22 protein-coding genes are annotated in these 25,765 nt (G+C 69.5%); 17 read left to right on the top strand and 5 right to left on the bottom strand.

What is annotated here, in order from left to right:
• Nucleotides 1-198: 198 nt before the first annotated feature.
• The 6 genes from arc to prcA all read left to right on the top strand — a co-directional run bounded on the left by arc (nt 199) and on the right by prcA (nt 6,358).
• Nucleotides 199-1,965: a proteasome ATPase gene (arc, locus tag OOK07_RS08095; protein ID WP_266678290.1), complete on the top strand. Its 1,767-nt coding sequence runs from the start codon at nt 199-201 to the stop codon at nt 1,963-1,965.
• 234 nt (nt 1,966-2,199) lie between these two features.
• Nucleotides 2,200-3,711: a depupylase/deamidase Dop gene (gene dop / locus OOK07_RS08090; RefSeq protein WP_353962164.1), complete on the top strand. Its 1,512-nt coding sequence runs from the start codon at nt 2,200-2,202 to the stop codon at nt 3,709-3,711.
• Nucleotides 3,712-3,866: 155 nt separating this feature from the next.
• Nucleotides 3,867-4,082 carry a ubiquitin-like protein Pup gene (locus OOK07_RS08085; protein ID WP_030606474.1) on the top strand — a complete coding sequence of 72 codons (216 nt, stop codon included), beginning with the start codon at nt 3,867-3,869 and terminating at the stop codon, nt 4,080-4,082.
• A gap of 44 nt (nt 4,083-4,126) precedes the next feature.
• Nucleotides 4,127-4,738, top strand: a complete 612-nt coding sequence (locus OOK07_RS08080; RefSeq protein WP_266678287.1) for an endonuclease VII domain-containing protein — start codon at nt 4,127-4,129, stop codon at nt 4,736-4,738.
• On the top strand, nt 4,690-5,535 hold the full coding sequence (gene prcB / locus OOK07_RS08075; protein WP_266795707.1) for a proteasome subunit beta: 846 nt from the start codon (nt 4,690-4,692) through the stop codon (nt 5,533-5,535). Before OOK07_RS08080 ends, prcB begins: the two co-directional genes overlap by 49 nt.
• Nucleotides 5,536-5,608: 73 nt before the next feature.
• A complete protein-coding gene (prcA, locus tag OOK07_RS08070) occupies nt 5,609-6,358 on the top strand; it encodes a proteasome subunit alpha (protein ID WP_266678283.1) in 750 nt (249 codons plus the stop codon).
• Nucleotides 6,359-6,420: 62 nt separating this feature from the next.
• Here the strand turns inward: prcA and OOK07_RS08065 are convergent, their stop codons facing one another.
• The gene (locus OOK07_RS08065) at nt 6,421-7,437 is read right to left on the bottom strand and encodes a LacI family DNA-binding transcriptional regulator (RefSeq protein WP_266678281.1); all 1,017 of its coding nucleotides are present in this window, start codon (nt 7,435-7,437) and stop codon (nt 6,421-6,423) included.
• Between the two features lie 117 nt (nt 7,438-7,554).
• On the opposite strand from OOK07_RS08065, the gene OOK07_RS08060 reads away from it, so the two are divergent.
• The 11 genes from OOK07_RS08060 to OOK07_RS08010 all read left to right on the top strand — a co-directional run bounded on the left by OOK07_RS08060 (nt 7,555) and on the right by OOK07_RS08010 (nt 18,964).
• Nucleotides 7,555-8,814, top strand: coding sequence for an MFS transporter (locus OOK07_RS08060; RefSeq protein ID WP_266678280.1), 1,260 nt, complete (start codon nt 7,555-7,557; stop codon nt 8,812-8,814).
• 9 nt (nt 8,815-8,823) lie between these two features.
• Nucleotides 8,824-10,185 carry a Pup--protein ligase gene (gene pafA / locus OOK07_RS08055; protein ID WP_093909061.1) on the top strand — a complete coding sequence of 454 codons (1,362 nt, stop codon included), beginning with the start codon at nt 8,824-8,826 and terminating at the stop codon, nt 10,183-10,185.
• 135 nt (nt 10,186-10,320) lie between these two features.
• Entirely contained in the window at nt 10,321-11,328 is a 1,008-nt protein-coding gene (locus OOK07_RS08050) for an FKBP-type peptidyl-prolyl cis-trans isomerase (RefSeq protein ID WP_266678278.1), read from the top strand.
• A gap of 60 nt (nt 11,329-11,388) precedes the next feature.
• Entirely contained in the window at nt 11,389-11,760 is a 372-nt protein-coding gene (locus OOK07_RS08045) for an FKBP-type peptidyl-prolyl cis-trans isomerase (protein ID WP_124002700.1), read from the top strand.
• 129 nt (nt 11,761-11,889) lie between these two features.
• On the top strand, nt 11,890-12,843 hold the full coding sequence (locus tag OOK07_RS08040) for a helix-turn-helix transcriptional regulator (protein WP_266678274.1): 954 nt from the start codon (nt 11,890-11,892) through the stop codon (nt 12,841-12,843).
• Nucleotides 12,844-12,862: 19 nt separating this feature from the next.
• Nucleotides 12,863-13,906 carry a helix-turn-helix transcriptional regulator gene (locus OOK07_RS08035; RefSeq protein WP_266678272.1) on the top strand — a complete coding sequence of 348 codons (1,044 nt, stop codon included), beginning with the start codon at nt 12,863-12,865 and terminating at the stop codon, nt 13,904-13,906.
• Nucleotides 13,903-14,208 carry a hypothetical protein gene (locus OOK07_RS08030; protein WP_266678270.1) on the top strand — a complete coding sequence of 102 codons (306 nt, stop codon included), beginning with the start codon at nt 13,903-13,905 and terminating at the stop codon, nt 14,206-14,208. Before OOK07_RS08035 ends, OOK07_RS08030 begins: the two co-directional genes overlap by 4 nt.
• 85 nt (nt 14,209-14,293) lie before the next feature.
• A complete protein-coding gene (locus OOK07_RS08025; RefSeq protein ID WP_266678268.1) occupies nt 14,294-14,488 on the top strand; it encodes a hypothetical protein in 195 nt (64 codons plus the stop codon).
• Between the two features lie 262 nt (nt 14,489-14,750).
• Nucleotides 14,751-15,038 carry a Sec-independent protein translocase subunit TatA gene (gene tatA / locus OOK07_RS08020; RefSeq protein ID WP_266795705.1) on the top strand — a complete coding sequence of 96 codons (288 nt, stop codon included), beginning with the start codon at nt 14,751-14,753 and terminating at the stop codon, nt 15,036-15,038.
• A 92-nt stretch (nt 15,039-15,130) separates the two neighbouring features.
• Entirely contained in the window at nt 15,131-16,015 is an 885-nt protein-coding gene (gene tatC, locus OOK07_RS08015) for a twin-arginine translocase subunit TatC (RefSeq protein ID WP_266683399.1), read from the top strand.
• An 87-nt stretch (nt 16,016-16,102) separates the two neighbouring features.
• Entirely contained in the window at nt 16,103-18,964 is a 2,862-nt protein-coding gene (locus OOK07_RS08010) for a DEAD/DEAH box helicase (protein WP_266678265.1), read from the top strand.
• Here the strand turns inward: OOK07_RS08010 and atzF are convergent.
• From atzF to OOK07_RS07990, 4 genes are read right to left on the bottom strand one after another with little or no spacing between them, the layout of a single operon-like run.
• Entirely contained in the window at nt 18,946-20,706 is a 1,761-nt protein-coding gene (atzF, locus tag OOK07_RS08005; protein WP_266795704.1) for an allophanate hydrolase, read from the bottom strand. The two genes, OOK07_RS08010 and atzF, sit on opposite strands and share 19 nt — an antisense overlap.
• Nucleotides 20,703-24,242 (bottom strand): 5-oxoprolinase/urea amidolyase family protein, encoded by a 3,540-nt coding sequence (locus OOK07_RS08000; RefSeq protein WP_266795703.1) that lies wholly within the window; start codon nt 24,240-24,242, stop codon nt 20,703-20,705. The genes atzF and OOK07_RS08000 overlap by 4 nt, the downstream gene beginning before the upstream one ends.
• Nucleotides 24,239-24,877 carry an urea amidolyase associated protein UAAP2 gene (locus tag OOK07_RS07995; RefSeq protein WP_266795702.1) on the bottom strand — a complete coding sequence of 213 codons (639 nt, stop codon included), beginning with the start codon at nt 24,875-24,877 and terminating at the stop codon, nt 24,239-24,241. Before OOK07_RS07995 ends, OOK07_RS08000 begins: the two co-directional genes overlap by 4 nt.
• A complete protein-coding gene (locus tag OOK07_RS07990; RefSeq protein WP_266678257.1) occupies nt 24,874-25,698 on the bottom strand; it encodes an urea amidolyase associated protein UAAP1 in 825 nt (274 codons plus the stop codon). Before OOK07_RS07990 ends, OOK07_RS07995 begins: the two co-directional genes overlap by 4 nt.
• Between the last annotated feature and the right edge of the window lie 67 nt (nt 25,699-25,765).

Raw genomic sequence — 25,765 nt, 5'->3', positions numbered from 1 at the left:
CTGACGGGTGTTGAACACTTCGACCCTACCTCCGGCGGCTTCCCAATCATGTTCGGTGGGTATTCCCCTGGCGTGAGGGAGAGCGCAAGGGTGAAGATCGGACACACCTCGACAGTCTTTGTGATCTAGGGGTTTCAATCGACACCCACCCAGGTAGGGTCTGGAAGCGTCCAGCTCCCCTTGGAGGAGGTGAGGACCGTGGCAGCCCACGACGACGACATGAACCGCGGCATCCGCCCGGGACGCGGGTCCGACGACCCGGCCGGGCAGATTGCCTACCTTGAGCAGGAGATCGCCGTCCTGCGACGTAAGCTCGCCGACTCTCCGCGACACACGAGGATTCTCGAAGAGCGGATCGTCGAGCTGCAGACCAACCTGGCCGGCGTGTCCGCACAGAACGAGCGACTCGCCAACACGCTCCGTGAGGCCCGCGACCAGATCGTGGCCCTCAAGGAGGAGGTCGACCGGCTCGCACAGCCACCGGCCGGCTTCGGAGTCTTCCTCACGGCGAACGAGGACGGCACGGCCGACATCTTCACCGGCGGCCGCAAGCTCCGGGTGAACGTCAGCCCGAGCGTCGAGCTCGAAGAGCTCCGACGCGGCCAGGAAGTGATGCTCAACGAAGCGCTCAACGTGGTCGAGGCCATGGAGTACGAGCGCGTCGGAGACATCGTCACCCTCAAGGAGATCCTTGAGGACGGCGAGCGCGCCCTGGTCCTCGGGCACACCGACGAGGAGCGGGTGGTACGGCTCGCAGAGCCACTCCTGGACGTCAACATCCGTCCAGGCGACGCCCTGCTGCTCGAACCCCGTTCCGGCTACGTCTACGAGATCGTTCCCAAGAGCGAGGTCGAAGAGCTCGTCCTCGAAGAAGTCCCCGACATCGGCTACGAGCAGATCGGCGGCCTGGGCGGCCAGATCGAGGCCATCCGCGACGCGGTCGAGCTGCCGTACCTCTACCCGGACCTGTTCAAGGAGCACGAACTGCGCCCGCCAAAGGGCGTCCTGCTCTACGGACCCCCCGGATGCGGAAAGACGCTCATCGCCAAGGCCGTCGCCAACTCGCTGGCCAAGAAGGTCGCCGAAGTCACCGGCCAGGCCTCCGGCAAGAGCTTCTTCCTCAACATCAAGGGCCCCGAGCTCCTGAACAAGTACGTCGGTGAGACCGAGCGCCAGATCCGCCTCGTCTTCCAGCGGGCCCGGGAAAAGGCCAGCGAGGGCACGCCCGTCATCGTCTTCTTCGACGAGATGGAGTCCCTCTTCCGCACCCGCGGCTCCGGCGTCAGCTCGGACGTGGAGAACACCATCGTCCCGCAGCTGCTCGCCGAGATCGACGGTGTCGAAGGCCTGCAGAACGTGGTCGTGATCGGCGCCTCCAACCGCGAGGACATGATCGACCCCGCCATCCTGCGCCCCGGCCGCCTGGACGTGAAGATCAAGATCGAGCGCCCCGACGCCGAGGCCGCCAAGGACATCTTCGCCAAGTACCTCACCGAGCGCCTCCCGCTCCACGCCGACGACGTCGGTGAGCACGGCGGCAGCAAGACGACCACCGTCGAGAGCATGATCCAGACGGCCGTCGAGCACATGTACGCGGAATCCGAGGAGAACCGCTTCCTGGAGGTCACCTACGCCAACGGTGACAAGGAAGTCCTCTACTTCAAGGACTTCAACTCCGGCGCCATGATCGAGAACATCGTCGGCCGCGCCAAGAAGATGGCAATCAAGGACTTCCTCGACCACAACGCCAAGGGTCTCCGCGTCTCCCACCTCCTCCAGGCCTGCGTGGACGAGTTCAAGGAGAACGAGGACCTGCCCAACACCACCAACCCGGACGACTGGGCCCGAATCTCCGGAAAGAAGGGCGAACGGATCGTCTACATCCGTACCCTCATCACCGGAAAGCAGGGCGCCGACACCGGACGCTCCATCGACACGGTGGCGAACACCGGGCAGTACCTGTAAAAGACAGGGCGGCTGCGGGTGCCCTCACCGGGTACCCGCAGCCGACTGTTTTTCAGGCCACGGCTGGAGCAAGGCAATGACGCAAATGATCTCCCCACCAGCGCAAACCCGTTCTAGGCTCTTCGGTACCGCCGAGTCGCGCAGTGCGGGGACGGGCACCGCACACGCACCGGAGCGCCAGCGGTACTTGAGCGCCGCCCCCGACCGAGGGCAGCGCCGGGCAAGGAGGGCCGCATGACCGTACGGCGAGTAATGGGCATCGAGACGGAGTACGGCATCTCCGTCCCCGGCCACCCCAACGCCAATGCCATGCTCACCTCGTCCCAGATCGTGAACGCCTACGCGGCGGCGATGCACCGGGCCCGCCGGGCCCGCTGGGACTTCGAGGAGGAGAATCCGCTGCGGGACGCACGGGGCTTCGACCTCGCCCGCGAGGCCGCCGACTCCAGCCAGCTCACCGACGAGGACATCGGCCTCGCCAACGTGATCCTCACCAACGGCGCGCGACTCTACGTCGACCACGCGCACCCCGAATACAGCGCCCCCGAAGTCACCAACCCCCGCGACGCCGTCCTCTGGGACAAGGCCGGCGAACGCATCATGGCCGAGGCCGCCGAGCGCGCCGCCGCACTCCCCGGCGCCCAGCCGATCCACCTCTACAAGAACAACACCGACAACAAGGGCGCCTCCTACGGCACGCACGAGAACTACCTGATGAAGCGGGAGACCCCCTTCTCGGACATCGTGCGCCACCTCACGCCCTTCTTCGTCTCTCGGCAGGTCGTCACCGGAGCCGGCCGTGTCGGCATCGGCCAGGACGGACACGAGCACGGCTTCCAGCTCAGCCAGCGCGCCGACTACTTCGAGGTCGAGGTGGGCCTCGAGACCACCCTGAAGCGCCCGATCATCAACACCCGGGACGAGCCGCACGCCGACGCCGAGAAATACCGCCGCCTGCACGTGATCATCGGCGACGCGAACCTCTCCGAGATCTCGACCTACCTCAAGCTGGGCACGACCGCGCTCGTCCTGTCCATGATCGAGGACGGCTTCATCGCCGTCGACCTGGCCGTGGACCAGCCCGTCCGCACCCTCCACCAGGTCTCCCACGATCCGACGCTGCAGCGCCTGGTCACGCTCCGCAGCGGCCGCACACTCACCGCGGTCCAGCTCCAGATGGAGTACTTCGAGCTGTCACGCAAGTACGTGGAGGAGCGCTTCGGCTCCGACGCGGACGAGCAGACCAAGGACGTCCTGGCCCGCTGGGAGGACACCCTCAACCGCCTGGAGAACGACCCCATGAGCCTGGCCGGCGAGCTGGACTGGGTCGCCAAGCGCGAGCTCATGGAGGGCTACCGCCGCCGCGACGACCTCGACTGGGACGCCGCCCGGCTGCACCTCGTGGACCTCCAGTACGCCGACGTGCGCCCCGAAAAGGGCCTCTACAACCGTCTGGCGGCCCGGGGCCGGATGAAGCGCCTGCTGGACGAGAACGAGGTCGAGCGGGCCCGTACGAAGCCGCCGGAGGACACACGCGCATACTTCCGCGGGCGCTGCCTGGAGCAGTACGCGGACGACGTCGCGGCGGCCTCCTGGGACTCCGTGATCTTCGACCTCCCGGGCCGGGACTCGCTCCAGCGCGTCCCAACCCTGGAACCGCTTCGCGGAACGCGAAATCACGTCAAGGAGCTCCTGGACCGCTGCCGCACGGCGGAAGACCTGGTCAGGGTGCTGTCCGGCGGCTGAGCGGGCACACGTGCCCGGGCCGCCGGACAGGGTGGAAAGTCCGGTGGCAGGGAATCATCGAGGTGGCCGCCGTACGTTGTAGGAACTGCGGGGCCGATGTCGGACCCTGCTTGTAGGGTCTGATCAAGAACGTCGAACCGAGCGGGGTGAGGGTTATGGCGACCAAGGACACCGGCGGCGGCCAGCAGAAGGCGACGCGCTCCACGGAAGAGGTCGAGGAGGCGCCCGAGGCGCAGGCATCCGAAGACCTCAAGGAGCGCCAGGAGAAGCTGAGCGACGACGTGGACTCCGTGCTGGACGAGATTGACGATGTACTCGAGGAAAACGCCGAGGATTTCGTGCGGTCATTCGTGCAGAAAGGTGGACAGTAAAGGCCACCGGACCACTTTTACCTTCGAATTGAAGGCTGCGCGGGATGAGGGTGGCTGGCGACCCGAACGCGAAGCAATGCAGGAAATGCAAGCAGGACCTGCCGCTTGTTGCGTTCGCGCGGGACAGGAATCGGCGTGACGGCCTTCAGGTGCATTGCCGGGAGTGCGTGGCGGAGTACAGCGCCGCGCACTACCGGCGCCGTCAGGAGGTCATGGGTAAGCCGGTCCGGGAGAAGTTGGTTGTTCCGGCCGGACACAAGCTCTGCAGGACGTGCGGCGAGGTCAAGCCTCACAGCGAATGGCATCGCAACGCGACCGCTTCGGACGGTCTGCCGACGCGCTGCAAGACCTGCCGCGCCGAGCGCGGGCGGCAAGACCACCTGAAGCGCCAGTACGGCATCGCGGAAGCCGGACGTGACGAGTTGACCGCCTCTCAAGGAGGCGTCTGCTGCATATGTTTGTCTGCTCCGGCCGCCCATGTGGATCACTGCCACAAGACGGGTAGGGTCCGAGGCGTACTCTGCTTCAGCTGCAATGCCGCACTGGGGCAGTTCAAGGATCGGCCCGATGCCATAAGGCGGGCTGCTGCTTACGTGGAAGGAATCGCGTGGAAGCCAACACTCGTAGCACCGGGCGTCTACCAGCTGCCTTCCTGACGCCTGGGTCGTCGTCCTTCATGGACTTCCTGTCCGAGCACCAGCCGGAGATGCTTCCGGGGAAGCGTCAACTGCCGCCCACCCAGGGAGTGATCGAGGCGCCGCACGGCACCACGATCGTGGCCGTGACCTTCCCGGGCGGTGTGGTGCTCGCCGGTGACCGTCGGGCCACCATGGGCAATGTCATCGCGCAGCGGGACATCGAGAAGGTCTTTCCGGCGGACGAGTACTCGGCTGTCGGTATCGCGGGTACGGCCGGTCTGGCTGTCGAGATGGTCAAGCTGTTCCAGCTGGAGCTGGAGCACTTCGAGAAGGTCGAGGGGGCGCAGCTCTCGTTGGAGGGCAAGGCGAACCGGCTGTCGACCATGATCCGTTCCAACCTGGGCATGGCCATGCAGGGTCTGGCGGTGGTTCCGCTGTTCGCGGGGTATGACGTGGACCGCGAGCGGGGCCGCATCTTCTCCTACGACGTGACGGGTGGTCGCTCCGAGGAGCACAACTTCTCGGCCACGGGCTCGGGCTCGGTCTTCGCGCGCGGTGCGATGAAGAAGCTCTTCCGTGGCGACCTGACCGAGGAGCAGGCCACGACCCTCGTGGTGCAGGCCCTCTATGACGCGGCTGACGACGACTCGGCGACCGGTGGTCCCGATGTCGCCCGCCGGATCTATCCGATCGTCACCGTGATCACCGAGGACGGCTTCCGTCGGCTCACTGATGACGAGTCCTCCGGGATCGCCCGTTCCGTGCTGGAGCGGCGGCTGGAGCAGCCCGACGGCCCGCGGGCCGCGCTGCTTTAGGCCGGCGTCCGGCTGTTAACAAGGTGATCGCGTGAATTCGACGGAACTCCCGGAAGAAAGGGACGGATAACCGGTGTCGACGCCGTTCTATGTTTCCCCCCAGCAGGCGATGGCCGACCGGGCGGAGTACGCCCGCAAGGGCATCGCTCGTGGTCGCAGCCTGGTCGTGCTGCAGTACGCCGACGGCATTGTCTTCGTCGGCGAGAACCCGTCCCGTGCGCTGCACAAGTTCAGTGAGATCTACGACCGGATCGGTTTCGCGGCCGCCGGCAAGTACAACGAGTACGAGAACCTGCGGATCGGGGGTGTGCGGTATGCCGATCTTCGTGGTTACACCTATGACCGTGACGATGTGACCGCCCGTGGTCTCGCCAACGTCTATGCGCAGACGCTGGGCACGATCTTCTCCAGTGCGGCCGAGAAGCCGTACGAGGTGGAGCTGGTCGTCGCCGAGGTCGGTGAGACGCCCGAGGGTGATCAGATCTATCGGCTGCCGCACGACGGTTCCATCGTGGACGAGCACGGTTCGGTCGCGGTGGGTGGTAATGCCGAGCAGATCAGCAGCTATCTGGACCAGCGTCACCAGGACGGTATGACCCTGGCGGAGGCCCTCAGGCTGGCCGTCCAGGCTCTGTCTCGCGACACGAACGGCAGTGAGCGGGAGATCCCGGCCGAGCGCCTGGAGGTCGCGGTGCTGGACCGTACGCGTCCGCAGGCGCGCAAGTTCAGGCGGATCGTCGGCCGTCAGCTCTCCCGGCTGCTGGAGGGCGACGGATCGGCCGCCGAGGCGGAGAACGGCTCCGAGGGTTCGGACGAGGAGTAGTCCGTCCCTGACTTGTCCTCACCTGGGTGCCCCGGCCGTCGCTACGGCCGGGGCACAGGCGTTCAGGACGCGTTCGGCGGTGCCGTGGAGCCTCGTACGACCAGTTCGACGGGGATGTCACCCGCGTCGGGCGTACGGCTCTCCAGGACGGCCAGGAGTGCCCGCATGCCCTGTTCGCCGAAGAGTTCGGCGTCGAGGCGTACGGTCGTCAGTTCGGGGTCGAGGGCGGTGGCGAGGGCCAGGTCGTCGAGGCCGGTGACGGAGAGGTCGTCGGGGATGCGCAGGCCGAGGCGGCGGGCGGCTTTGTAGGCGCCGGCCGCCAGCTTGTCGTCGTCGCAGATGAGCGCCGTGGGTCGCGGTCCGGGTGCCGACAGGGCTGCTTCGGCGGCGGTGAGGGCGCCCTCGATGGAGATGGGGGCGCGGGTCGTGCGTACGGACGTGCCCGGGACGGTGGCGATCCGGGCGGCCAGTTCGCGCGCGCGTACCTCGAAGGTCCAGGACGCCACGTCCGCGGCGAGGTGCAGGAAACGCCGGTGTCCCAGGCCCAGGAGGTGTTCGGCGACCTGTCGGACGCCGTCCGTGATGTCCAGGTTCACCGTTGCGGCGCCCAGGCTGCCCCCGGGGTCGCTGTCGAGCATCACCAGGGGCAGTTGGTCGCCGCGGATCGCGGTGAGGGCGTCGGCGGCCATGGAGGAGGCGATGACGCCGTCCAGGGCGGCCTGGGCGGAGGCGAAGGGGTCGCGGGCCGGGCCGATGCCCTCGGGGGAGGGGTAGAGGACCACGCCGAAGCCGTGGTCGGCGGCGACTCGGGCGGCGCCGGTGTAGACGCCGGCGAAGAACTCCGTGGTGAGGGCGGGGACGACGAGGAGGACGGTGCGGGTGCGGCCGAGGCGCAGGTTGCGGGCGGCGAGGTTCGGCCGGTAGCCGAGGCCGCGTGCGGCTTCGCGGACGCGCTGCGCGGTGGCTTCCGAGACGCGGCCGCGCCATTTGTCGCCGAGGACCAGGGAGACCGTGGCCTGGGAGACGCCGGCGGCCTGGGCGACGTCACGGCTGGTGGGGCGGGTGTTGCCTGGTGCCACCGGCGGAGTGCTCCTTCGTCTGGACTGGCGAACAGCGCACATGGTACGTATGAGAGGCGACGTTATACGTAAAACTTCCGCGGATGATGCGGGCGCTGCGGGCGAGAGGAAGCGGACATGGCTGCGGGATACGTGGAGATCCTCAGGACCAGGCATGCCGCGCGGCTGCTCGCGGGCACGCTCGTGGGCCGGCTGCCGTGCGCCGTGGCCGCGATCGCCATCGTGCTGTTCGTCCGGGCGGAGGGCGGCACGTACAGCCTCGCCGGCGGGCTCGCCGCCGTGTTCGGGGTCGCCAACGCGGTGGGTCAGCCGCTGCTGGGCCGGCTCGTGGACCTCCACGGGCAGCCGCGAGTCCAGTTGCCTGCCGCGCTGCTCTCGGCGCTCGCCATGTCCGCCTTCGCCTTCGTGGGCACCGGTCCGATGGCGCTGGCGTACGCGTGCGTGGCGCTCTCCGGACTGTTCACGCCACCCCTGGAGGGCGGGCTGCGGGCACTGTGGTCCTCGGTGCTGCGCGGCGAGGGGCAGGTGCAGACGGCGTACGCGATGGATGCCGTGGCCCAGGAAGTACTGTTCACCGTCGGCCCGTTGCTGGTGACCCTGTGCGTGTCGCTGTGGTCGGCGCAGGCAGCGCTGGTGCTCATCAACGTCGTCGGCGTGCTGGGCGCCCTGTCGGTGGCCGTGTCGCCGCCCTCGCGCGGGTGGCGTTCGGCGGCGCGTGAGGCCCACTGGCTGGGCGCGCTGCGCTCGCCGGGGCTGCTCGTCCTGCTCGGCGCGTTCCTGGCCGTGGGGATCGCGCTCGGCTCCATCGCGGTCGCCGCGGTGGCGTACGCGGACGACCACGGCGGGGACGCGGTGTACGGGTGGCTGATGTCCGCCATCGGTCTGGGGGCGCTCGTGGGGGGCACGGCGTACGGCGCGCGGCAGTGGGGTGGTACGCCTGAGCGTCGACTGCGGGTGCTCGTGGGGCTTCTGGCGGTGTGTTACCTGCCGCTCGTCCTGACGCCGGGTCCGGTGGTCATGACGGCGCTGGCGGCCGTCGCCGGTCTCTTCCTCGCGCCCTGTCTCGCCTGCGCGTTCGTCCTCGTCGACCGGCATGCGCCGCGCGGGACGGTCACCGAGGCGTTCTCCTGGATCGTGACGACGTTCACGGTGGGCTCGTCGGTGGGAACGGGCCTGGCGGGCCCGGTCGTCGAGTGGGGCGGCGTGGTGTGGGGCTTCGCCGTGCCGAGTGCCGCGGGGGCCGTGTCCCTGCTGGTTCTGCTGGCCACCGGGCGGGTCCTCGCAGCTCCCGCAGGGGGTGCGGTGGTTGCGGCTTCATCGGAAAATGATCCAAACCGTGCCGTCGAACCCCGTTTCAGCTCAGGGGATCGGGCGTAATGTTCACTCATGGACCGCCGCATTTTCGGGCTGGAGAACGAGTACGGCGTCACGTGTACGTTCAGGGGACAGCGGCGCCTGTCTCCCGACGAGGTGGCGCGGTACCTCTTCCGCCGTGTCGTGTCATGGGGCCGCAGCAGTAACGTCTTTCTGCGAAACGGCGCACGCCTCTATCTCGACGTGGGCTCACATCCGGAATACGCGACACCCGAATGTGACAACGTGACCGAACTGGTCACCCACGACAAAGCAGGCGAGCGCATTCTCGAAGGACTCCTGGTGGACGCCGAACGACGCCTGCACGAGGAAGGAATCGCGGGCGACGTCTACCTCTTCAAGAACAACACCGACTCGGCCGGCAACTCCTACGGCTGCCACGAGAACTATCTGGTGGCGCGTCACGGGGAGTTCTCCCGGCTCGCGGACATCCTCATTCCGTTCCTCGTCACGAGGCAGCTTCTGTGTGGCGCCGGCAAGGTGCTGCAGACCCCGCGGGGCGCGGTGTACTGCGTCAGTCAGCGGGCCGAGCACATCTGGGAGGGCGTCTCCTCGGCGACGACCCGCTCCAGGCCGATCATCAACACCCGCGACGAACCGCACGCGGACGCCGAGCGCTACCGCCGCCTGCACGTCATCGTGGGCGACTCGAACATGTCCGAGACGACCATGCTGCTCAAGGTCGGCGCGACCGACCTGGTGCTGCGCATGATCGAGGCGGGCACGGTGATGCGGGACCTGACCCTGGAGAACCCGATCCGGGCGATCCGCGAGGTCAGCCATGACATCACCGGCCGGCGCAAGGTGCGCCTGGCCAGCGGACGTGAGGCCTCCGCCCTGGAGGTGCAGCGCGAGTACTACGAGAAGGCCGTGGACTTCTGCGAGCGCCGCGGCATCCGCACCGGCACCGTGGAGCAGGTCCTGGAGCTGTGGGGCCGCACGCTGGACTCGATCGAGGCCGAGGACCTCGACCGGATCGGCACAGAGATCGACTGGGTCATGAAGTACAAGCTCATCGAGCGGTACCGGGCCAAGCACAACATGACCATGTCGCATCCGAGGGTCGCGCAGATAGACCTCGCCTACCACGACATTCACCGTCGTCGTGGCCTGTACTACCTGCTCGAGAAGAGGGGTCAAGCAGCCCGGATCTGCAATGACTTGAAGATCTTCGAGGGCAAGTCCGTTCCCCCGCAGACCACTAGGGCCCGGCTGCGTGGCGACTTCATCCGCAGGGCCCAGGAACAGCGCCGGGACTTCACCGTCGACTGGGTCCACCTCAAGCTCAACGACCAGGCGCAGCGCACGGTGTTGTGCAAGGACCCGTTCCGTTCCGTGGACGACCGGGTGGAGAAGCTCATCGCAGGAATGTGAGCAATGGGAGGAACGCGTTCCGGTGAAAGACCGCAACGCAACACGGGCGCCGTACGTTTCCAGTGCGGCGCCCTTCTCACGCCGTAGAGTTGCGCGCACGCCATCAACAAGATCGACCGATACGAGGCCCCCACCGTGCGCCGACGCTCCCTACTCATCGCCGTACCCGCAGGACTTGTCACGATCGCCGGATGCGGCGACGACAAGTCCGACTCGAGCAAGGCCAAGGAGAGCCAGAGCCCGTCGCCCTCAGCGTCGGCCACGTCCGCCGCACCGCCGCCGAAGATCGTCGACGGCCCGCTGCCGGCCATCACCGCGGGTACGAAGTTCGGTGAGAAGCCGACCGTCGCCAAGGGCACCGGCGACCCGTCGAAGGACCTCGCGGTGAAGACGGTCATCGCGGGAGCCGGCAAGACCGTCGCGGAGAACGACTACATCCAGGCCCACTACCTCGGCCAGGTCTGGGACACGGCGAAGGTCTTCGACAACTCCTACGACCGCAAGACCCCGCTGCTCATCCAGCTCTCCCAAGGCAGCATCATCGACGGCTGGCGCTACGCCCTGGCGGGTAAGAAGGCCGGCAGCCGGGTCGTGTTCTCCGTGCCCCCCACCTGGGGCTACGGCAAGCAGGGCAACGCGCAGGCGGGCATCAAGGGCACCGACACGCTGGTGTTCGTCGCCGACATCCAGGCCACGTTCAACGCAAGCAGTTCCGCCAAGGGAAGCGACGTCGCGCAGAACGACGCGAACCTGCCGAAGGTCGGTACCAACACCGACGGCAAGGCCCCCACCATCGACATCCCCAAGACCGACGCGCCCACCAAGCTGGTGGCCGACTACGTCATCGAGGGCGACGGCGCCGTGGTCGAGGCGAAGGACAGCGTGCTCGTCCAGTACAAGGGAGTGTTCTGGGACGGCGGCAAGGAGTTCGACTCGACGTACAGCCGCAAGGCGCTGACGTCGTTCGGGCTCCAGCAGGTCGTCAAGGGCTGGGCACAGGGCCTGACCGGCAAGAAGGTCGGCAGCCGGGTCCTCATCGTCATCCCGCCGAAGCTGGGTTACGGCGACAAGCCGCCGGCCGGCAGCGGCATCAAGAAGGACTCCGTCCTGGTCTTCTCGGTCGACATCCTGGCGAAGATCTGACGTCCTCGGGGTGTAAGACTGTGCGTGTTGCCTTTCCGCAGACAAGCAGGAGCTAGAGACGTGAGCATCGAGAAGCCCGAGATCGACTTCCCGGGCGGCGAGCCCCCGGCGGACCTCGAGATCAAGGACATCTGGGAGGGCGACGGCGCGGTGGCGCAGGCGGGCCAGACCGTCACCGTCCACTACGTCGGCGTTGCCTTCAGCACCGGCGAGGAGTTCGACGCCAGCTGGAACCGCGGCACGCCCTTCCGCTTCCCGCTCGGCGGCGGCCGGGTCATCAAGGGCTGGGACCAGGGTGTGCAGGGCATGAAGGTCGGCGGCCGTCGCCAGCTGACCATCCCCGCGCACCTCGCCTACGGCAACCAGAGCCCGACGCCGGCGATCAAGCCGGGCGAGACCCTGATCTTCGTGGTCGACCTCGTCGGGGTCTGATCGCCGCAGCGACCGGACCCGATCACCTGGGGCCCATGCCTGTCTGGCATGGGCCCTCGGCTTTTGCCCGGCCACTTCGGGGCGGTACGGTCATCGTCGTAAAGCACCATAGGGAGGCGAAGGGCGTCGATGGCCATTGCCAAGGCCGAGCGGCTGATGAACCTGGCGCTGTGTCTGCTCGGGACGCGGCGGCCGCTCAGCAAGCGCGAGCTGCGTGAGTCCATCGAGGCCTACCTCGAAGCGGGATCCGACGACTCCTTCAGCCGCATGTTCGAGCGGGACAAGGACGATCTGCGCGAACTCGGCCTGGTCATCGAGACGGTCGAGAACCTCGACGGCGAGGTGGGCTACCTCGCCCGCCGAGACAGCAACCGGCTGCCGCCCATCACCCTCGACGCCGAGGAGGCCGCGGCCCTCGGTCTCGCGGCCAAGGTGTGGCAGCAGGCCCGGCTCGCGGGCGCGGCCAGTGGCGCCCTGCAGAAGCTGCGTGCGGCAGGCCTCCCCGAGGACGTCGACCCGTACGAGGCGCACGGCGCGCTGGAGCCCCGGATCCCTGTGCACGAGGCCGCGTTCGAGCCGCTGATGCTGGCGTGCCGCGACCGCCGTCCGGTCGTCTTCGACTACCGCAAGGCCACCGCCGTTCGCCCCGAGCCCCGGCATGTGGAGCCGTGGGCGCTGGAGTGCTGGCGCGGCCACTGGTACCTGGCCGGCTGGGACCGCGACCGCGGAGCCGAGCGGGTCTTCAGGCTGTCCCGGATCACCGGCAAGGTGCGCAGTCGCAGCGGGCGGTTCACCGCCGAGATCCCCGATGTGGTGACGGTCCGTGAGACCGTCGCGAGCTGGGCGGGGGAGACCGCCGACCGCTCCGCGCTGATCCGGCTGCGTTCGGGGGCGGGGTACCCCCTTCGGGCGAAGGCCGGCGCGGTGCGGGAACTCGCGGACGGCTGGGACGAGTTGGAGATTCCGTACGGGCACGGGCTGGACGCCTGGCTGGTGGAGTTCGGGCCGGACGTGGTGGTGCTGGAGCCGGCCGAGCTGCGTGCGGACGTGGTGGACCGGCTGCGTGCCGTGGCCAAGGGCTGAGGGGGAGCGGAGCAAGACAGTGGCAGGCAAACCGGTCAGGCCCGTGAACGCCATCGACCAGACCCGGCGGATGCTCTCGCTGGTGACGTATCTGAAGGAGCGCCCCGGAGCCCGGGTCGAGGACGTCGCCCGTGCCTTCGGTATCACCGAGGACGAGCTGGTCTCCGATCTCGACGTGCTGCCCATGTGCGGCACCAGCTTCCGCGGTGGCGACCTGCTCGACATCGACACCGACGGCGAGCGCATCTGGTGGCACAACCCTGCCGCTCTCGGTGAGGAAACAGCGGAGCCGCTGCGGCTGGCCGCCGACGAGGCGACGGCGCTGCTGGTGGCCGCCCGCGCGGTGTCCACCCTGCCCGGCCTGCGGGAGAGCGACCGGCAGGCGCTGCTGCGGGCCACCGCCAAGCTGGAGGCCGCGGCCGGCGAGGCGGCGGGTGCCAGTTCCCGGCTGTCCGTGACCTTCGAGTCGGAGGGCGGCGTCTTCGCCGACGTCGACCGCGCGATCTCGGAGCGCCGCCGTCTGTGGATCCGCTACTACTCGCCCGCGCGCGACGAGCTCACCGAGCGAGAGATCGACCCCATCCGGCTCGTCAGCGTCGGGCACACGTACGTGGAGGCCTGGTGCCGCCGGTCCGAGGCGCGCCGTACCTTCCGGCTCGACCGGGTCGCCGAGATCAAGATCCTGGACGAGCCGTCGGCGCCGCCCGAGATCGAACTGAGGGATCTGTCGGAGGCGTTGGTGCAGCCCGCCGCCGAGGACCCGGAGGTCGTCGTCGAGGTCGGTCCGGGTGGTCGCTGGGTCGCGGAGTACTACCCGCATGACAGTGCGGACGAGCTTGCGGACGGCGGGCTGCGCATCACCTTGCGCACGCCCGACCCGACCTCTCTGAGGCGACTGGCGCTGCGGCTCGGGCGCGACGGCCGGATCGTCGCGCCGCGCGACCTTGCCGACAGCGCGCGGCAGGCGGCCCGTGAGGCACTGTCGGCGTACGACGGGGTCGAGGCGCAGGGCGGGCAGCCGGTTCAGGACGGACAGCACGACAGGCAGGAGCAGGGCCTTTGAGCGAGTCGTCGATGTCTGATGTGCAGGGCATGTCGGTGGCAGCAGCCTTCGGCGGGATGAGAAGCGTGTCGCCGGTGACGTTCCGGGCGGGCTGCCCGGAGTGCCGCGGCAGCTTCGAGCTCGCCGCCGCTGCCCTGCGCCTCGTGATCGGCGCCACGAGCCGCACCACCTTCTACTCCTTCACCTGCCCCGACTGCGGCGCCTCGGTACGGAAGCCGGCGGGGGAGCGGATCGTGGAGCTGCTGACCGGCGGCGGGGTCAGGACACTGCGACTGCACGGCACGGTTCAGCGCGCGAATTGAGCGAGTCACCCGTGCCTGTGTTTCCTCGGGCCCTCGGCCCCGCCGCGAGAGGACGAAGCCTCTCCGAACCGTCTAGGCTCGGCTCATGTTCTGGGCGATGTTCGCGGTAGCTGTGGGTTTTCTGGGTCTCGCCGTCCTCGGGGTATTCGCCGTCCGTGTGTTCCTGGAGGCGCAGCGCCTCGGCAGGCAGGTCACGGACTCCGCGCGCCGTATCAACCGGGCAGCCGAGGACCTGGAGCGGGCCGCCGCCAGTACCGCCCGCGCTGTGGACTCCCTCTGAGACTCGCTGTGCCAAGCGTGTGAGTCCTGGGCCGGAGGCGGTTTGGGTCACTTCGACCTGTCACCGGGGCACCCCTGGCAGGTACGCTGCTGGTCGCGGCCCGGAGAACGAGGCCCGGACCGCGAACCGGGAGTACGCACGGGGATTGCCTCACGTTTACCCCTGAGCGTTACGATCGCTGTCAACACGGTCAGTCGGACGTATGTCCGACCGGTCGGACAGCACCCCACCCCCAGCCGCCTCGGTGAGAAGGTAAAGACTTATGTTCGGAAGGCTCGGCGCCCCCGAGATCATTCTCATCCTCGTCGTCGTCGTTCTGCTGTTCGGCGCGAAGAAGCTTCCCGACATGGCGCGCTCGCTCGGCAAGTCCGCTCGTATCCTCAAGAGCGAGGCCAAGGCGATGAAGGACGAGGGCAACAGCACGGCCACCCCGGCCGGTCCGCCCAACACCGACGAGCAGCCCCCGGCGCAGCGCACCATCCAGGCCTCCCCCGGCGACGTGACGAGCTCGCGCCCGGTCACGGAGCCGACGGACACCACGCAGCGCTGACGCAAGGCCGGCTACCCCCGGCCTGCCGCATGAGATGAGGACGTGGGGTGCTGAAGTCTGCCCTCAAGAAAGAGAAGGATCCCGAGGGGCGAATGCCCCTCGTGGAGCACTTGCGTGAGCTGCGAAACCGGCTCACGAAGGGCATGCTGGCGATCGTTGTCGTCTCGATCGTGGTCGCCTTCTACAGCCAGGAACTGATGTCTTTCCTGATGCATCCGGTTCCGCGCTGTACCAAGGGACTGGGTGAGTCCACGGGCGGCAGCTGCGCCGTCATCGCCTACACCGACCTGCTCTCACCCTTCACCACGACGGTGAAGGTGTGCTGCATGGCTGGCGTGATCATCTCCAGCCCGGTCTGGCTGTACCAGTTGTGGGCGTTCGTGGCACCGGGCCTGCACAGGCACGAGCGCAAGTACACGTACTGGTTCGTGTCGGCGGCCGTTCCCCTCTTCCTGAGCGGTGCCTGGCTGGCCTACACGGTCCTGCCCATCAGCATGCGTGTGCTCCTGGGCATCACACCCGACGGGTCGGCGAACATCCTGCCGATGGACAAGATCCTGGACTTCATCGTCCGAATGATCCTGATCTTCGGCGGCGCCTTCGAACTGCCCCTGATGCTGGTCATGCTCAACTTCGCGGGCATCGTCACCGGCCGCAGGATGGCAGGCTGGTGGCGTGGTGTGGTGATGGGCATCTTCGTCTTCGGAGCCGTGGCGACGCCCACCACCGACCCCTTCGGCATGATCGCGCTCGCCGGCCCCATCGTGGTCCTGTACTTCATCGCGGTCGGCATCTCCATGCTGAACGACCAGCGTCGCCGCCGTAACAACCCCGACGCCGAACTCGACGACGACGAGGCCTCGGACCTGGACCTCACCCCCGAGGACGTCGGCGAGGTCGAGACCGTCTCCGCCAGCCGGGCGCTGCCCGAGCAGGCGGGTTCGGACCGGGTCAACGGCTATGACGACGTGACCTGAGCCTCCGATCGCACCGCACACCGAGAGGTGCCCGCGTCCCCGGTGACGAGGGCACCTCTCGGTGTTTGGCTGCCCATGTTCCGGATAATGATCGTCCTGTTGTCAGTGGGGCCCGGTACGCTCGAAAGCACGATGACAGAGGACCTCTCCCCGGCTGAGCGGTACGCGGCTGCCCGCAGGCGCGCTGCCGACCAGGCCACCGCGCTCGCCTCGTTCCGCGACATGTACGACTTCGGCCTCGACCCCTTCCAGATCGAGGCCTGCCAGGCACTGGAGGCGGGCAAGGGCGTGCTGGTCGCCGCGCCCACCGGCTCCGGCAAGACGATCGTGGGCGAGTTCGCCGTCCACCTCGCCCTCCAGCAGGGCAAGAAGTGCTTCTACACGACTCCCATCAAGGCACTGTCGAACCAGAAGTACGCCGACCTGTGCCGCCGTTACGGCGCCGACAAGGTCGGCCTGCTCACCGGCGACAACAGCGTCAACTCCGATGCACCGGTCGTCGTGATGACCACCGAGGTACTGCGGAACATGCTCTACGCGGGCTCGCAGACCCTCCTGGGCCTCGGCCACGTCGTCATGGACGAGGTGCACTACCTCTCCGACCGCTTCCGTGGTGCCGTATGGGAAGAGGTGATCATCCACCTGCCCGAGTCGGTCACGCTCGTCTCGCTCTCGGCGACCGTCTCCAACGCCGAGGAGTTCGGCGACTGGCTCGACACCGTCCGCGGCCACACCGAGGTGATCGTCTCCGAGCACCGGCCCGTGCCGCTCTTCCAGCACGTACTCGCCGGGCGGCGGATGTACGACCTGTTCGAGGAGGGTGAGGGCAACAGGAAGGCCGTCAACCCCGACCTCACGCGGCTGGCCCGGATGGAGGCGCAGCGCCCGTCGTACCAGGACCGCAGACGCGGTCGCGCCATGCGCGAGGCCGACCGCGAGCGGGAGCGCCGGCAGCGGTCGCGGGTCTGGACTCCGGGGCGCCCGGAGGTCATCGAGCGGCTGGACGCCGAGGGCCTGCTGCCCGCCATCACGTTCATCTTCAGCCGCGCCGCCTGCGAGGCGGCCGTACAGCAGTGCCTGTACGCGGGACTGCGGCTCAACGACGACGAGGCGCGGGAGAAGGTGCGCGGCCTCGTCGAGGAGCGCACGGCGTCGATTCCGACCGAGGACCTGCATGTCCTCGGGTACTACGAGTGGCTGGAGGGCCTGGAGCGCGGTATAGCGGCCCACCACGCGGGCATGCTGCCGACGTTCAAGGAGGTCGTCGAGGAACTCTTCGTCCGCGGCCTGGTGAAGGCGGTGTTCGCGACCGAGACGCTGGCGCTCGGCATCAACATGCCCGCCCGCTCGGTGGTGCTGGAGAAGCTCGTCAAGTGGAACGGCGAGCAGCATGCCGACATCACACCCGGCGAGTACACGCAGCTGACGGGGCGTGCGGGGCGCAGGGGCATCGACATCGAGGGCCATGCCGTGGTGCTGTGGCAGCGCGGTATAAGTCCAGAGCATCTGGCGGGACTTGCGGGCACACGTACGTATCCGCTGCGCTCCAGCTTCAAGCCGTCGTACAACATGGCGGTCAACCTCGTCGAGCAGTTCGGCCGGCACCGCTCGCGCGAGCTGCTGGAGACGTCCTTCGCGCAGTTCCAGGCCGACAAGTCGGTCGTCGGCATCTCCCGGCAGGTGCAGCGCAACGAGGAGGGACTGGAGGGCTACAAGGCCTCCATGACCTGCCACTTGGGCGACTTCGAGGACTACGCGCGACTGCGCCGCGAACTCAAGGACCGGGAGACCGAGCTGGCGCGGCAGGGCGCGGTCGAGCGGCGTGCCGAGGCGGCCGTCGCGCTGGAGAAGCTCAAGCCGGGCGACGTCATTCACGTACCCGCGGGCAAGTACGCCGGTCTGGCGCTGGTGCTGGACCCGGGCCTGCCCGCCGGGCGGTCCAACGGCCACCGCGGCTTCGAACACCACGACGGGCCGCGTCCGCTGGTGCTCACCGCCGAGCGTCAGGTCAAGCGGCTGGCGTCGATGGACTTCCCGGTGCCGGTCGAGGCGATGGAGCGGATGCGCATCCCGAAGTCCTTCAACCCGCGCTCACCGCAGTCCCGTCGGGACCTCGCCTCCGCGCTGCGCACCAAGGCCGGCCACATCCCGCCGGAGCGGGCCCGCAAGAAGCGGTCCCAGGCGGCCGACGACCGCGAGATCGCACGGTTGCGGACCGCCATCCGGGCGCATCCCTGCCATGGGTGCAACGACCGGGAGGACCATGCGCGTTGGGCCGAGCGGTATCACCGCCTGATCCGGGACACCTCGCAGCTCGAGCGGCGCATCGAGGGCCGGACGAACACGATCGCGCGGACCTTCGACCGGATCGTGGCGCTGCTGACGGAGCTGGACTACCTGCGGGCCGACGAGGTCACCGAACACGGCAAGCGGCTGGCCCGGCTGTACGGCGAACTCGATCTGCTGGCGAGCGAGTGTCTGCGGGCGGGGGTCTGGGAGGGGCTTTCTCCCGCCGAACTGGCCGCCTGTGTCTCGGCGTTGGTGTACGAGTCGCGGGTCGGCGACGATGCGATGGCGCCGAAGCTGCCGTCCGGCAGTGCGAAGGCCGCGCTCGGTGAGATGGTCCGGATCTGGGGGCGGCTGGATGCTCTGGAGGAGGACTTCCGGATCACCCAGACCGAGGGTGTGGGGCAGCGTGAGCCGGATCTCGGGTTCGCCTGGGCCGCGTACATGTGGGCCAGTGGGAAGGGGCTCGACGAGGTTCTGCGGGAGGCCGAGATGCCCGCGGGGGACTTCGTGCGGTGGTGCAAGCAGGTGATCGACGTGCTGGGGCAGATTTCGGCGGCGGCTCCTGTCTCCGGTGGCGCGGCGTCCACGGTCGCGAAGAATGCGCGCAAGGCCGTTGAGCTGTTGCTGCGGGGGGTTGTGGCCTACACGTCGGTGGGGTGACGGCGCGGATCGCCGGGGAGCTGCTCATCCCGGCGATCGAGGTACGAACGCCAGCCGCCGTACGACGTGATGTCCTCGGCGTCCGCGAGGGCGGATGGCTCGCACAGGAAGCCGGGGACGTGGCTGCCGTCCGCCAGTTCGACGCTCCCCAGCGTCATCGGACGGGGGAGGGTGGCCAGGAGACGGCCCAGGCCCTCCGCCGGAAGGCGCCACACCTCCGTCTCGATCTCCGCGCCTCCCTCGCCGATGTGGACCAGCCCCGGCTTGGGAGGGGCTGTGCGCAAGGCGTGCAGGCGGTATACCGGCGCCGTCGTGGTCGTCCGGTCCAGGCGGGCGCCCAGGGCCAGGAGCTGGGCGTTGAGAGGCTGGCCGGTCAGATGGGCGCCCACCACCGCCACCCGGGTCTCCGGCTGGAGCAGGCCCGCGATCCGGGCCAGCCGGTCGTCCGTGAACGCCGGGCCGATCAGCATCACGCCGAACGGGAGGCCGTTCACCTCGCCGGCCGGGACGGCGACCGCCGCCAGGTCGAAGAGGTTGGTGGAGTTGGTGAAGCGGCCCAGGCGGGCGTTGGCGCCCAGGGGGTCGGCGGCCACTTCGGCGAGAGTCGGATGGCCGGGGGTGGTGGGGAGCAGCAGCGCGTCCGCGTCGGACAGCTCGCTCAGGGCGCGGCTGCGGAGGGCGGCCAGGCGGTCGGTGTCGGCGTAGAGCCGGTGGGCCGGGATGTCGCGGGCGCGGGTGATGATGCCGGTGACCGTGGGGTCCAGGCCCTCGACGCCGTCGGCGATCGCCTTGTCGACAAAACTCCCCACTGCCGTGTAGCGCTCGGCGACGAACGCGCCCTCGTAGAGCATCGCGGCTGCCTCGGTGAAGGGGGCGAGGTCCAGAGGGCGGATGTCGGCGCCGGCCGCTTCGAGCTGCCGTACCGCGGCCTCGTACGCCTCGGACCAGTGCGCGTCCAGTTCGCCGAGCTGACCGGGCGCCGGGACGGCGACGCGCCAGGGGCCCGGGGGGCGCTGGGGGAGGGGTGGGAGGGCGCGGTCCGGCGGGGAGGTCATGAAGGACAGTGCCTGTTCGGCCTCCGGGAGCGTGCGGGCGAATACCGTCACGCAGTCGAGGGAGGCGCAGGCCGGGACCACGCCCGCCGTCGGGACCAGGCCGCGGGTCGGCTTGAGGCCGACGATGCCGTTGAAGGCGGCCGGGACCCGGCCCGAGCCCGCGGTGTCCGTGCCCAGGGCGAGGTCGACGATGCCGAGAGCCACGGCGACCGCCGAGCCGGAGCTGGAGCCACCGCTGATGCGCGCGGGGTCGTGGGCGTTGCGCACCGCGCCGTGCGGCGAGCGCGTGCCCACCAGGCCCGTCGCGAACTGGTCGAGGTTCGTGGTGCCCAGCACGATCGCACCGGCGGCGCGCAGCCGGGCGACCACCGGTGCGTCGGCCTGGGGCCGGTAGGCGTACGCCGGGCAGCCCGCGGTGGTGGGCAGGCCGGCCACGTCGATGTTGCCCTTCGCCGCGAACAGACGCCCGGCGAGCGGAAGTCGCTCACCCGCCGCCACGCGTGCGTCGATCGCCCGGGCCTCCGCCTCGGCCTCCGACCGCGGGCGCACATCGATCCAGATCTCGGGGCGGTCCACGGCCTCGATGCGGGCATAGGCGGCACGGACACGGTTCACAGCGGACATCTCTTGCTCCTCGGTGTGGTTCACTCCCGTTCGCCTCGCGATGCTCGCGGCCCAGCCGCTCATGCCACAGCCCCCGGAGTGATGGGGTGGTGCGCCGCCGGGGCCAGGACGATCAGAGCCGTCCCGGCCTCCACCTGGTCGCCCGCCCTGGTCAGGATCTCCGCCACCACGCCGTCCATCGGCGCGTGCACCCTGGACTCCATCTTCATCGCCTCCAGGGCTAGGAGGGGCTGCCCGGCCGAGACCAGGTCGCCGGGTTCGACGTTCAACTGCCATACGGACGCGGCGAATTCGGCCTCGACCAGACGGCCGCCCGGCGGGATCGTCACCTCGGCCGGGGGAGCCGGCGGCGCGGTCACCGCCTCGGCCCGCGCGAACTCGCCCGCGGCCTCCCAGGCGTCCCGCTCCGCCGAGAACGCCGCCTGCTGCCGGGCCCTGAACTCCTCGATGGACACGGCGTTTTCGGCGAGGAAGCCCTGGTACTCGGCCAGCGAGAACGTGCCCTCCTCGATCCGCGGCACGAAGCGGCCGGAGGTGATGTCGGCCCGCAGCTCCAGGAGTTCGTCGGCGTCGACCGGATACCACTTGATGCGGTCGAAGAACCGGAGCAGCCAGGGCGAGCCCGGCTCGAACGCGCCGCGCTGCTGCCACCCCGACCACACCTGCGTCGTACGGCCCACGAACTGGTAGCCGCCCGGGCCCTCCATGCCGTAGATGCACAGGTACGCCCCGCCTATGCCGACCGAGTTCTCGGCCGTCCAGGTGCGTGCCGGGTTGTACTTCGTGGTCACCAGGCGGTGGCGGGGATCGAGCGGGGTGGCCACCGGGGCGCCCAGGTACACGTCGCCCAGGCCCAGCACGAGGTATTCGGCGTCGAAGACCGTGTCGTACACGTCGTTCACCGACTCCAGGCCGTTGACCCGGCGGATGAACTCGATGTTCCACGGACACCAGGGCGCGTCGTCGCGGACGCCCGCCATATAGCGGGCGATCGCCTCGCGGGTCGCCGGGTCGTCCCAGGACAGGGGGAGGTGGACGGTGCGGGAGGGGACCACGAGTTCGTGGGTGGGCGGGAGCGCCGCCGTGATCTCCCGTACCGCGGTGAGGAGTTCGTGTTGCGCCAGGCGGCCGGGGTCCGTCTGGATCTGCAGGGAGCGGATGCCGGGTGTGAGGTCCGTGATGCCGGCGGGGCCTTCCTGGGCCAGCGCTTCCATCAGCGCGTGGACGCGCATGCGCAGGGCCAGGTCGAGCTGCATGGGCCCGAACTCGACGAGCAGGTTGTCGTCGCCGCTGCGGCGGTAGGTGATGTCGCCGTCCCGGGCCAGCACGCCGCCGTCCACGATGTCCGCGCGAGGCGAACCGTCGACGGTCACCGGTGCGAAGCGCACCGTGTCGCCCGGCCGCAGCTGGCCCAGTTTCCACCGCTCGCCGCTCAGCACCGTCGCCGGGCAGACGAATCCACCGAGCGAGGGGCCGTCCGGGCCGAGCAGCACCGGCATGTCGCCGGTGTAGTCGACGGCGCCGACGGAGTACGGGGTGTCGTGGATGTTGGACGGGTGCAGGCCCGCCTCGCCGCCGTCGGTGCGTGCCCAGCGCGGCTTGGGTCCGACCAGCCGTACGCCGGTGCGGGCCGAGTTGAAGTGGACCTTCCAGTCGGCCGCGTAGAAGTCGCGGATGTCGTCCTCGGTGAAGAACTCCGGTGCGGCGTGCGGGCCTTCGGCGGCGCCCACATGCCATTCGGCGGTGAAGGCGGGGCGGTTCTCCTCAGGCACGGGGACGCCGTCGGTGGCCGTACCGCCGTGCAGTACGTCGCCCGTGCGCAGCGCCCGGCCGCCGTGTCCGCCGAACCGGCCCAGCGTGAAGGTGCTCGCGCTGCCCAGGAAGGCCGGCACGTCGAGACCGCCGGCGAAGAGCACGTAGGTGCGCAGGCCGTGCCGGGTCGGTGCGCCGATCTCGAGTACGGCGCCCGCGGGCACCGTCACCGGCTCCCACTGCGCGAGCGGCGTGCCGTCGAGGGTGACCTCAGCCGGAGCGCCCGTCACGCAGACGGTCGTGGGGTGCGTGAACCTCAACGCCGGTCCCTGGAGGGTGCATTCGAGGCCGGGCGCGCCCTCGTCATTGCCGAGCGCCCGGTTGCCGAGCCGGAAGGACAGGTCGTCCATCGGGCCGCACGGGGGCACTCCGACCTGCCAGTGGCCGGTCCGGCCCGGCCAGTCCTGCACGGTGGTGAGGGTGCCGCCGGCGACGACCTCGATACGCGGCGTCGGATCGCTCACGGAGGCCAGCGTCGCCGTGGAGTGCGAGGCGGTGGCGAAGTCCTGGCCGGCGAGCGCCGCGCGCACCAGGCCGAGGTTGGTCTCGATGCCGTCGACGCGGGTGCGGGCCAGCGCGTCGTCGAGCCTGCGGAGCGCGTGGGCGCGGTCGGAGCCGTACGCGATGACCTTGGCGATCAGGGGATCGTACGACGTCGTCACCTCGGTGCCGGTCTCCACCCAGCCGTCGACCCGGACGCCCGGCGGGAACTCGACCCGCGTCAACAGGCCCGCGCTGGGCCGGTGTTCGCGCGAGGGGTCCTCGGCGTAGAGGCGGGCCTCGACGGCGTGGCCCCGGGGTTCGCCGGGTTCGTGTACGACGCCGGACTCGCCGCGGGCCAGGCGCAGCATCCAGGCGACGAGGTCGACACCGTAGATCTCCTCGGTGACCGGATGCTCCACCTGGAGACGGGTGTTGACCTCCAGGAAGTACGCCTCCTCGCGGGCGGCGTCGTAGACGAACTCGACGGTGCCGGCGGAGCGGTAGCCGACGGACGCACACAAGTCGCGTGCGGATATGGCGAGTTGTTCCCGTAGGTGGGCCGGCAGCCCAGGTGCCGGGGCCTCCTCCACGACCTTCTGGTTGCGGCGCTGCAGGGAGCAGTCGCGGTCGCCGAAGGTGACGACCCTGCCCTCCCCGTCGCCGAAGACCTGCACCTCCACATGGCGGGCGTCCTCGACGAGCCGCTCCAGGAAGACGCCGGCGGAGGAGAAGGAGGCGGCGGCCACGCGCTGCACCCGTTCCCAGGCGTCGGTCAGTTCACCGGCGGAGCGACATGCCGACATGCCGATCCCGCCGCCACCACCGGTCGCCTTGAGCATGACCGGGTATCCGATCACGGCGGCCTGCGCGAGCGCCTCGTCCACGGAGGCGAGCAACCCCGTCCCCGGTGCCAGCGGCACCCCCGCTGCCTCGGCCGCCGCCCGCGCCGTGTGCTTGGCCCCGAACAGCTCCAGCTGCTCCGGCGTCGGGCCGACGAACACGATTCCGGCGTCCTCGCAGCGCCGTGCGAAGGCCGCGTCCTCCGAAAGGAAGCCGTAACCGGGATGGATCGCGCCCGCGCCGGTGTCCTTGGCGGCCTTCAGCACCAGGTCGGCGTCGAGATACGACTCCTTCGCGGGCGCCGGGCCGAGCCGCACCGCCTCGTCGGCGAGCCGGACATGGGGCGCGGAGCGGTCCGGGTCGGCGTACACGGCGACCGTGCGCAGGCCCAGTTCGCGGGCCGTGCGGATGATCCGGACCGCGATCTCGCCCCGGTTGGCGACCAGCAGCGTGTCGAAGGTCATGCGCCTTCCCCTTCGACGGTGCCCGCCGCGGTGACCGTCATCTCCACGGCCGTCGGTTCGAAGCCGTTGCAGGGGTTGTTGATCTGGGGGCAGTTGGAGACCAGCACGAGGACGTCGCGTTCGGCGCGCAGGCCGACCTTCCGGCCCGGTGCCGAGAGGCCGTCGACGATGCCGAGGGTGCCGTCCTTCTCGACGGGCACGTTCATGTACCAGTTGATGTTGGAGACGAGGTCGCGTTTGCCGAGACCGTGCCGCGCGCCCTCGGCGAGGAAGTTGTCCACGCACGCGTGCTGGGACCAGGTGTGGTGCCCGTACCGGAGGGTGTTCGACTCCTTGGAGCAGGCGCCGCCGACCGTGTCGTGGCGGCCCACCTCGTCGGCGGCCACGGTCATCAGCGGGGTGTGCTCGTTGGACAACAGCACGCTGCCCGTGGTCAGGAAGATGGTGCCCTGCGCGTGGATGGTGTCGGGGGCGCTGTAGCGGACCGACGTGTCGTGGGCGTCGTACACGAGGAAGTCGACGGCCTGGTTGCCGTGCAGGTCGGTGATGGTCAGCGTCTCGCCCGTGCGGACGACGCACGACCAGGCGGCGCGTGCCGGAATGACGGTCGAGGACACGGTCGTCGGCGTGCTCATGAGAGCCCCCTCGCGGCAAGGAATTCGGCGGTGTTCAGGAAGGCGCGGCGGCCTTCGGGCGTGGCCTCCCACAGCGCGTCGCCCGGCGCGGTCGGCGCGGCGCGCCAGGCGAGGACCTCCAGCGGGGTGCTGACGTAGTCGGGGCGCGGGTCGGCCGGGTGCGGCACGTTGGCGATCAGGACGGTGAGGGCCTGCTCGGCCCGGAGCGTGACGCTGCCGCCGGGGCCGGCCGAGCCGGTGAAGTCCAGGGCGCCGTCCTCGCGCACCTCCACGCCCTGGAAGAACGACAGCGACGGCGGCAGGTCGCGCGGCTGAAGGCCGTTCTTCGCGGCTGCCAGCTTCAGCAGCTCGCGCCCCGCCGGGGAGGCCGACTGGGGGGTGCCGTCGCCGTACCGCTCGGTGTTGCGTACGAGGCTGGAGGTGCCGCACAGCGCGTCGTGCCGCCCGGAGGTGTCGGTGACGACCGACGCCAGGACCCGGCCCTGGTCGGACAGCAGCAGCCGGCCCTCACCGAGGTAGGCGTTCCACTGGACCTTCACCGTGTCGGCGACGTTCAGCCGCTCCCAGGGCCGGTCGGCCACGAACAGCACGAGATGGGCGCAGGCGTCGCCGCGCACGTCGGTCAGGCGCAGCTCCGTGCCGCGGGCCAGCACCTTGTGCGTGTAGTTGCCGCCCGCCACCGTCTCGGCCCAGACCAGGTGGCCCGCCTCGCAGGGCGGGTCGGGCCAGTCGGCGGACGGGACGACGGGCATGGCCTCGGCCCGTGCGCCGTCCTGGGCGCGAGCGTGGTCGCGGGCTCCGTATGTGGTCGCTGTCGCCATGGCGGGGCCTCCGGCTCCGGGGTTGTCTCTTCCGGCGTTGATGGTGGACTGCGCTATTTCTGTCGCC

Origin of the sequence: Streptomyces sp. NBC_00078 (assembly GCF_026343335.1) — a bacterium.
GTDB lineage: Bacteria > Actinomycetota > Actinomycetes > Streptomycetales > Streptomycetaceae > Streptomyces.
The sequence above is the reverse complement of the archived record's forward strand: the minus strand, read 5'-3'. Positions and strand labels throughout refer to the sequence as shown.

Excerpts from the sequence above, each read along its gene's own strand:
- dop (WP_353962164.1), top strand. The coding sequence starts at position 2,200 with ATGACCGTACGGCGAGTAATGGGCATCGAGACGGAGTACGGCATCTCC.
- OOK07_RS08085 (WP_030606474.1), top strand. The coding sequence starts at position 3,867 with ATGGCGACCAAGGACACCGGCGGCGGCCAGCAGAAGGCGACGCGCTCC.
- OOK07_RS08080 (WP_266678287.1), top strand. The coding sequence starts at position 4,127 with ATGAGGGTGGCTGGCGACCCGAACGCGAAGCAATGCAGGAAATGCAAG.
- OOK07_RS08060 (WP_266678280.1), top strand. The coding sequence starts at position 7,555 with ATGGCTGCGGGATACGTGGAGATCCTCAGGACCAGGCATGCCGCGCGG.
- pafA (WP_093909061.1), top strand. The coding sequence starts at position 8,824 with ATGGACCGCCGCATTTTCGGGCTGGAGAACGAGTACGGCGTCACGTGT.
- OOK07_RS08040 (WP_266678274.1), top strand. The coding sequence starts at position 11,890 with ATGGCCATTGCCAAGGCCGAGCGGCTGATGAACCTGGCGCTGTGTCTG.
- OOK07_RS08025 (WP_266678268.1), top strand. The coding sequence starts at position 14,294 with ATGTTCTGGGCGATGTTCGCGGTAGCTGTGGGTTTTCTGGGTCTCGCC.
- tatA (WP_266795705.1), top strand. The coding sequence starts at position 14,751 with ATGTTCGGAAGGCTCGGCGCCCCCGAGATCATTCTCATCCTCGTCGTC.
- tatC (WP_266683399.1), top strand. The coding sequence starts at position 15,131 with ATGCCCCTCGTGGAGCACTTGCGTGAGCTGCGAAACCGGCTCACGAAG.
- OOK07_RS08010 (WP_266678265.1), top strand. The coding sequence starts at position 16,103 with ATGATCGTCCTGTTGTCAGTGGGGCCCGGTACGCTCGAAAGCACGATG.
- atzF (WP_266795704.1), bottom strand. The coding sequence starts at position 20,706 with ATGAGCGGCTGGGCCGCGAGCATCGCGAGGCGAACGGGAGTGAACCAC.
- OOK07_RS08000 (WP_266795703.1), bottom strand. The coding sequence starts at position 24,242 with ATGACCTTCGACACGCTGCTGGTCGCCAACCGGGGCGAGATCGCGGTC.
- OOK07_RS07995 (WP_266795702.1), bottom strand. The coding sequence starts at position 24,877 with ATGAGCACGCCGACGACCGTGTCCTCGACCGTCATTCCGGCACGCGCC.
- OOK07_RS07990 (WP_266678257.1), bottom strand. The coding sequence starts at position 25,698 with ATGGCGACAGCGACCACATACGGAGCCCGCGACCACGCTCGCGCCCAG.